Origin of the sequence: Hymenobacter profundi, assembly GCF_019334315.1 — a bacterium.
GTDB classification, from domain to species: Bacteria; Bacteroidota; Bacteroidia; order Cytophagales; family Hymenobacteraceae; genus Hymenobacter; species Hymenobacter profundi.
In genome coordinates this window covers 21,842-28,811 of the sequence record NZ_JAHWGL010000070.1, presented here as the reverse complement: position 1 = coordinate 28,811, position 6,970 = coordinate 21,842, and the positions used below count along the sequence as shown (strand labels likewise).

4 protein-coding genes are annotated in these 6,970 nt (G+C 44.7%); 2 read left to right on the top strand and 2 right to left on the bottom strand.

Going from position 1 to position 6,970, the window contains the following annotated elements:
- Positions 1–297: 297 nt before the first annotated feature.
- A complete protein-coding gene (locus KYK14_RS15335) occupies positions 298–1,395 on the bottom strand; it encodes an acyltransferase family protein (protein WP_219160004.1) in 1,098 nt (365 codons plus the stop codon).
- A 654-nt stretch (positions 1,396–2,049) separates the two neighbouring features.
- On the opposite strand from KYK14_RS15335, the gene KYK14_RS15330 reads away from it, so the two are divergent.
- Both KYK14_RS15330 and KYK14_RS15325 read left to right on the top strand, forming a co-directional pair.
- The gene (locus KYK14_RS15330) at positions 2,050–3,036 is read left to right on the top strand and encodes an SDR family oxidoreductase (RefSeq protein WP_219160002.1); all 987 of its coding nucleotides are present in this window, start codon (positions 2,050–2,052) and stop codon (positions 3,034–3,036) included.
- 270 nt (positions 3,037–3,306) lie between these two features.
- Positions 3,307–4,431: an MBL fold metallo-hydrolase gene (locus KYK14_RS15325; RefSeq protein WP_219160000.1), complete on the top strand. Its 1,125-nt coding sequence runs from the start codon at positions 3,307–3,309 to the stop codon at positions 4,429–4,431.
- Between the two features lie 94 nt (positions 4,432–4,525).
- Here KYK14_RS15325 and KYK14_RS15320 read toward each other — a convergent pair whose 3' ends face one another.
- A complete protein-coding gene (locus tag KYK14_RS15320; protein ID WP_219159998.1) occupies positions 4,526–6,970 on the bottom strand; it encodes a hypothetical protein in 2,445 nt (814 codons plus the stop codon).

Below are 6,970 nucleotides of genomic sequence, written 5' to 3'. Positions count from 1 at the left end.
CCCCCCCCCGGGAGGGGGACGGACGCGCCACGGGCCCCCCAAAAGAACCCCCCCGGCCACCCAATGGGCCAGGGGGCCGGCCTCCCACCACCCCCAGAGCCCCCACCCCTGTGGCTATTATACTCGTTGCAGAAAGAGCGGGCCTTTCGGCTGTTCCGTTTCCCTGGTTCTGGGACAGAGAGATGGTAGGAAAGGTACGCTTGTAAAGCGTTTTGCACTTCGACTACTATCGGGCGGATTAAGCAAGAAACCCCACCAACGAGGAGATACAACGTGTTATGTCTTTACCAGGGCTAGCTAATAGCCCATAATGTATTTGCTCTTGCTGCCAGCAATAGCTTTTATAACAGCAATGGCCGCGAAGCAAAAAAGTAAATCAGCAACGAAAATTACCGTGGAATTGAAAAAGGTAGGCGGCCAATTTAGTGTGCCGTTCTCCGTCAGGTAATCTATAAAATACAAGAAGTAGTAGTGTACAAAGTATAAAGCGAAGCTGATATTAGATAGTTTAGTGAGGTTCTTAGACAAGAATTTATTCTGCATAATCTTGTCGTTGAACTTCCACAGCAAATAAATGATGCTCCAGCAAAGGAGTATTTTTTGGCAATACTGGAACTGCTCAATAAAGCGGATTTCCTTTTGGTTGAATATGGCGCCCAATACGATAAAGGCAAACGTAAGACCAATCAGAATAGGCCAGAGCAAGTCTGTGATGGACAGCAGCCGCTTGTGGTAGCGGCTGGCAAACATACCGAGCAGATAGATAGATAGGTAGTGAATAAAGGCTAAGTGGAATCGGTATAGCTCTGACGATCTGGTAACTACTAGCGACAGGCACATGAAAACAGGTAGGAAATAATACACTGTTCTGTTACGGTCGAGGTAGATAAAGACCGGTGCCAGCAGATAGTAGAAGCAGATCATGGGGATAAACCAGAAAGGCACCAAGTGCATTCCGGTTATATAATAGGCCACTAACTGCGTGGGTAGGGAATACGTGAAAAAGGCCGGAAATACTTCCGTTATATCTGGGTTGTGATGATGCGTTGCGAAGCGGATAAATAAGATAGGAAGCGAGATAAGTACGTAGGGTACCAAAATATTCTGCACCTTCTTGTACCAATACGTTTTCTTATCGAACCGCTTAGAGAGGTATTGAAACAGAAAGCCGGAGATGAACATGAACAGCAACGTGCCGCGTTGCAGAATAATAGGCTCAAATTCCGGCTTCAGGATACCGTAGCAGTGAATGGCTACTATAAATAGAATAGCAATGGCGCGGGCGTTCTGAATATAGTCCAGAAAAGCAGGCTTGCGGGTAACGGCCGTTACTATATTGGCTTTATCTAAGAAAGTAGTTGGCCTCTTAGCTACAAAAGTATTTACAGTGTCCATGCGCAGCCCCTAGAAAGTTATGCTAAGAAGTTTCTTTGATAAAAAATGCCATTCAAGTGAGTTAAAATAGTAATATGCTGATGTGGTAAATTTCAAAGAGACGTATCTTTCTAATCCTATAGCTTTTTTCAAGGAAACTATAGCTTATACAAGCCAATATTGTCTTAAATAAGTTCGACTATACGCTTGCTGAACGATAAGGTTGTACTTTTTTGGAGGAGGAGCATTTAACCACTATAAACATAAGCCTAATAATCATCCTTTTGTCATAATTAAGATATTATCGCTTTAAGGTATTTTATAGTGTCTATGTTTTGTTTATAAGTATTTGAATGTCAGTAATTTGAAACAAATTAAGCTCTTCCATCAATTGTGTTTTTTGGAATTATTTATGTTGAACTATTTTATTATAATAACACTATAAGCATACTACATATATTCACTATGAATTGATGATAAGCGAGGCTGTTTATAATAATTTGGTGTTATATAATTGTTATTATACAGCGTTATTTGATAATAATATTTTGTGCTTGGTTAGATAAATACAAATACAGAATCATTTCCAGCTGTAGTATCAACAAACAGCTGGAACTAGCCGTGTTGAGTAAGGCTGCGTAAGAGGTAGGAAATTCAGTTCTAATCTCTACACCTATGAAACTCAAGCCCATTCAAGAACAAACAATCGTTATTACGGGAGCTACCAGCGGCATCGGACTGGCTACAGCGAAGCTGGCCGCCGAGAAAGGCGCGAAGCTGGTACTAGCCGCTCGCAGTGAGGAAGACTTGCAGAAAGTAGCCCAGGAGCTAGGCGGCGAAGTAGCCACTGTAGCGGCCGACGTAGCGAATGCCGACGATGTGCGGCGCATTGCCGAAACCGCCCTAGCACGCTTCGGCGGGATAGATACCTGGGTGAACAACGCGGGGGTAGGCATTGTGGGGATGATTGAGCAGGGAAGCGTGGAAGACTACCGCAAGCTGTTCGATACCAACTTTTGGGGCGTGGTAAACGGCTCCCTGGAAGCCCTAAAACACCTGAAACCAAAGGGTGGTGCTCTCATTAACTTGGGTAGCGAAGTATCCGATTTGGGAGTGGCGCTCCAGGGCGTGTACTCCGCTAGTAAGCACGCCATCAAAGGCTTCACCGATTCGCTGCGGGCCGAGCTGGAGCACGAGGAAGCGCCGGTATCGGTCACGCTGATCAAGCCGGCGGGCATCAATACGCCCTTCATGCAGAATGCCCGCAACTACCTGGACCGGCAGCCAAAGCTACCCGACCCCGTGTATGCGCCCGAGGAGGTAGCGTATGCCATTGTGCACGCCGCCGCGCATCCAGAGCGCGATGTGTACGTGGGTGGTGGTAGCAAGCTGTTCAGCTCTTTCAATAAGGTAGCGCCTACCGCTGTAGACTGGGTGAACGCCCACGTGATGCCTAGCCAGGAAGTTCGGCCCGACCAGGCACCCAGCAACCCGCAGGGCGGCTTGCACCAGCCTGGCGTTGGGGGCCGCATGCACGGCGACCATCCGGGCTACGTGTTCCAGAAAAGCTACTACACGCGTGCCTCTCTGCACCCGGTAGCCTCGGGGGCGCTCCTGGCGCTGATAGGCGGCGCGGTAGCCTTGTGGTTGTCGAAGAAATAAGCGCCGTCTATTATATAAAACGGCTTAGCAGAACTTAACTGAACGTCATTTTGACCAACGGGGGGAATTTTGCGTGCTGATGGCAGATACTATCCTCTGTCAGCACGCGAGATTTCTCCCGCTGTTCGAAATGACGCTTTTGCTTTTGGGCTGTCCTGCTCTCGTCCTGTTTCGGATGTTCTCCGGAAAAGCTATTGTTATGCAAACTCCGAACAAACAATCGAGTATCCAGCTTGGATACACAGAACGTTCTTAGCTCTCTGGATAAACATGCGAAAACTGTTGAAAGGCATTGGCTACTTGGTAGCAAGTATCGTGGCCGTGCTGATTGTTGTAGGCGTCGCGTTTGCGCAGCTTAGCCCGGAGCTGGGCGGCAAGCCAACCAAGGCCCAGCAGGCGGCCTATACAGAGTCGGGGCACTATGTGGATGGGGAGTTTCGGAACCTAGTGCCGACCGAAGTGATGACTGGGGGGAGCACGGTGAAGGTGTTCTGTCAGTTTTTGTTCAGCAAAACGCCCAACAGCGAGCCGCCTGGCCCATTGCCTACTCACCAGCTCGACTCACTTAGCATCACCCGCAAAACGTCGGACATGGTGCGCGTCACGTGGTTTGGGCACTCGGCTAGTCTGGTGGAAATAGCAGGCAAAAACATCCTGTTCGACCCCATGCTGAGCGTGAAAATGGGGCCGCTACCCCTGGTCACGCCCAAGCGCTACAACGATTCCCTGGCCATCACCGCCGAGCAGCTGCCGCCTATCGAAGCGGTCCTGATTTCGCACGACCACTACGACCACCTCGACTACAAAACCATCGTCAAGCTCAAGGACAAGGTGGCCCACTTCTACGTGCCGCTGGGGGTAGGGGCGCACCTGCTGGCCTGGGGCGTAGACCCGGCCCGCGTGCAGGAGCTAGACTGGCACGACTCCATCCAGCTGCCCGGCCTCACGATTGTGAGCACGCCGGCGCGGCACTTTTCGGGGCGGGGCTTGGGCAACCGCAATAGTACCTCGTGGTCGTCGTGGGTGCTGAAGACGCCTACCCACCGCGTGTTCTACAGCGGCGACGGCGGCTACGGGCCGCATTTCCAGCGCATCGGCCAGCAGTACGGCCCCTTCGATCTGGCGCTGCTGGAGTGCGGGCAGTACGATAAGAACTGGGCCGAGATTCACATGATGCCCGAGCAAACCGTGCAAGCCGCCCTCGACGTGCAGGCGCGGGTGTTTCTGCCGGTGCACTGGGGCGCCTTCACCGAAGCCCACCACCCCTGGAACGAATCGGTGAAGCGCGCCACCGCCGAAGCTGCCCGCCGCCACGTACCCTTCACTACCCCCGAGCTAGGCCAGCCGGTGACCCTCGGCGCCGGGCCGCTGCCGCAACGGCGGTGGTGGGAGTAGGGGCTTAGTGAAAGGCGCGAACGGGCGGATTGCAAATCCGCTTCTCGTGGCAGCTGGATTTATAATCCGGCCGAGCGGAAGAGAAAAATAATGTCTATTTATTTCTGTCTCTACGTCGTATCCTCTCTAGCGCGCCATTTATTTCACCTAATACCGATTGTTCTATATCTTCTATGGTTAACATATTTTCTAACTTTTCGTTAAGTCCTGATGTTAGATGAGCTTCTAATGATTTAATGTAATTAATAAATATAGACATTCTTTCTTTTCTCAAAGTCATTTTACTATAAGTGTTTGTTTTTCTATTTATATCGTTTGTTAACTCGAATATTTGCTGCCATACATCTGCATCTTCAATAGCAGTGTCAAACATGCATTCTTCTATATAAACCAATCTTTTGCATAGTACTTTGATATAATAGCCACCTGATTTAGTTGCAGATATAGAAGAGTCCTCCGTTATATTGCTTGCAGAAAGTGAACGAATCAGTCCTTTTTTTTCTAAAGACGTGATTATAAATATAATTTGTGTATTAGTAGCTCCACATCCATGAAAAGTATTAAAAATATCACTCAGTATCACTTCTAAAGTAGAAGCGCTTGATGCGCGTTCTGTTAAGTAGCCTAATATATAGAACCTAAGTAATCTTAGTTTTTTTGAATTTAATTTTGAATCAAATAAATTGATGCATTCAGTAGTGTCTTCTCTGAAATGTCTCCAATATCCTAACATGGAGCCTTTAAAGACTTCGTGAAAAGGAAAATGATATGTCTTGTCACCAACTAAATAATTTTGTAAAGCTATATCTGCATTTATATGGCCAGATGTCAAAAAAATAGTTACTAAACCTATGCCCTTTCTGATATTTAGATCAGATATTGATTCTATATAATGCCCGGCATCTCCATCTAAAATACTTTTTTGTACAAGATCAAAAAATGATGATAAGTCAGATATGTTGATGGTAATACCATTTTCCAAAGGTATTTTACCTTGTTCTTTTTCTAATATCTTCTTAGAGTAAGAAAGTCTTTTAGATAATACTTCTCTAAATGGAGGTGCGTCAATCCATAACTTTCTTAGTTCGTAAGCATTGAAAGTAGATGTAGAGCTGTGTTTTACAAATGTAGTTTCTCTTATGCTAACAAAGATATTAATATTAATTCTTTTTGATAATGCCAGTCCTTCGGCGAGTACAGAAGTTTCTAATTTTTCATCTTCGTAAAGATCAACGTTGTCAAGTACTACTGCGCACAGATTATGTTTGACAAGATGTTTAAATACCTTGTCTACGTAAGGCTCGATATTGTCTAGATCTTTTTCTATTATCTTGGTGAATACTGTTTCATTAAATTTTTCTTTGTTAAGAAAAATGGCAGAATAAGGACCGCGGGCAAGAGCTGCTATTTCTTCACTGTATGCAGGTTCGATCGTTCCTTTATAGTCTGTGTTAGAGTGTAAATACTGTAATAGCTCTCCATATATAAAGTTTCTGGGATTACCAGTTTGCCCCATCTTTTCAAAGTCAATATATATCCAATGAGACTTTGTAGTAGATAATAAATTTTTTCCTGATATTAATTCAAAATGTTTTAAGAACGTAGATTTTCCAGAGCCTACAGAACCGATTAATAAAGTCACAGGTGGGGCATAAGAGGCTTTGGGATTTCTAAGTATATTGCCTATATGATCTCCATCAGGTTTTTCTTTTCTTATTCGCTTTGCACTATTATTTTGATCAAATATATTAGGTTTGGGGTCAGCCAAATACATCCTTAATACATTGTCATACTTTGTTCTAGACTCTGTTGAAACAAAACATTCATCAAGAGATTCTTTATTGCTAAGTAAGGCGTCAGCATAAAGCGCATTGTCTAGAGCAGGGGTTATGTATTCTGCAATGCTATTACGATCTACGCGCATATTTCTATTGGTAGATATATTTATTAATCTGTTCTCCGGAGATATAGGGTTATTGTGTAAACTGTCTAAGCTTTTATTTGATACTTTGTGTATTGAAAAGATATCAAAGAGCTGTTCTGCATGTCCATATTTATCAAAGGGAAATAAAATGCTTGCGTATGTTTCGGAATTTTTATTCAATGTAGAGTAGAAACACCAGCATAGGCCATTTGTTACAACAACAATATCTGCTTCTTTTTCTAAAGCATATTTCTCTGCTTGTTTAATGGCATCAGCTATTTCGCCTTCGCCGAGAATAGATCCATTTAGCTTAAGTTTACTTTTAAACCCTGGGTTCGGGAATGATGCGCCTGCTCTTTTTGCTTCAATTATAATTGTATAATCTCCATTCTTTAATATGTAATCAACATAATTGGCTTTTTCGCCTCTGGAATATGATTCAACCTCAATATCCCCGTACTGCCATGATAGAAAATATTTTACAATTCTGTCAATGATGTCAAATCTAGTTTGAGCTTCATTTATTAAAGTTAAATCTCTTTTTTGAACGTATTTTTTAATTTCATCAAAATTCTCAGAAGCTTCTGACCAGTCTCGGAAAATATTTTTTGACAT

Excerpts from the sequence above, each read along its gene's own strand:
- KYK14_RS15335 (WP_219160004.1), bottom strand. The coding sequence starts at position 1,395 with ATGGACACTGTAAATACTTTTGTAGCTAAGAGGCCAACTACTTTCTTA.
- KYK14_RS15330 (WP_219160002.1), top strand. The coding sequence starts at position 2,050 with ATGAAACTCAAGCCCATTCAAGAACAAACAATCGTTATTACGGGAGCT.
- KYK14_RS15325 (WP_219160000.1), top strand. The coding sequence starts at position 3,307 with ATGCGAAAACTGTTGAAAGGCATTGGCTACTTGGTAGCAAGTATCGTG.
- KYK14_RS15320 (WP_219159998.1), bottom strand. The coding sequence starts at position 6,970 with ATGTCAAAAAATATTTTCCGAGACTGGTCAGAAGCTTCTGAGAATTTT.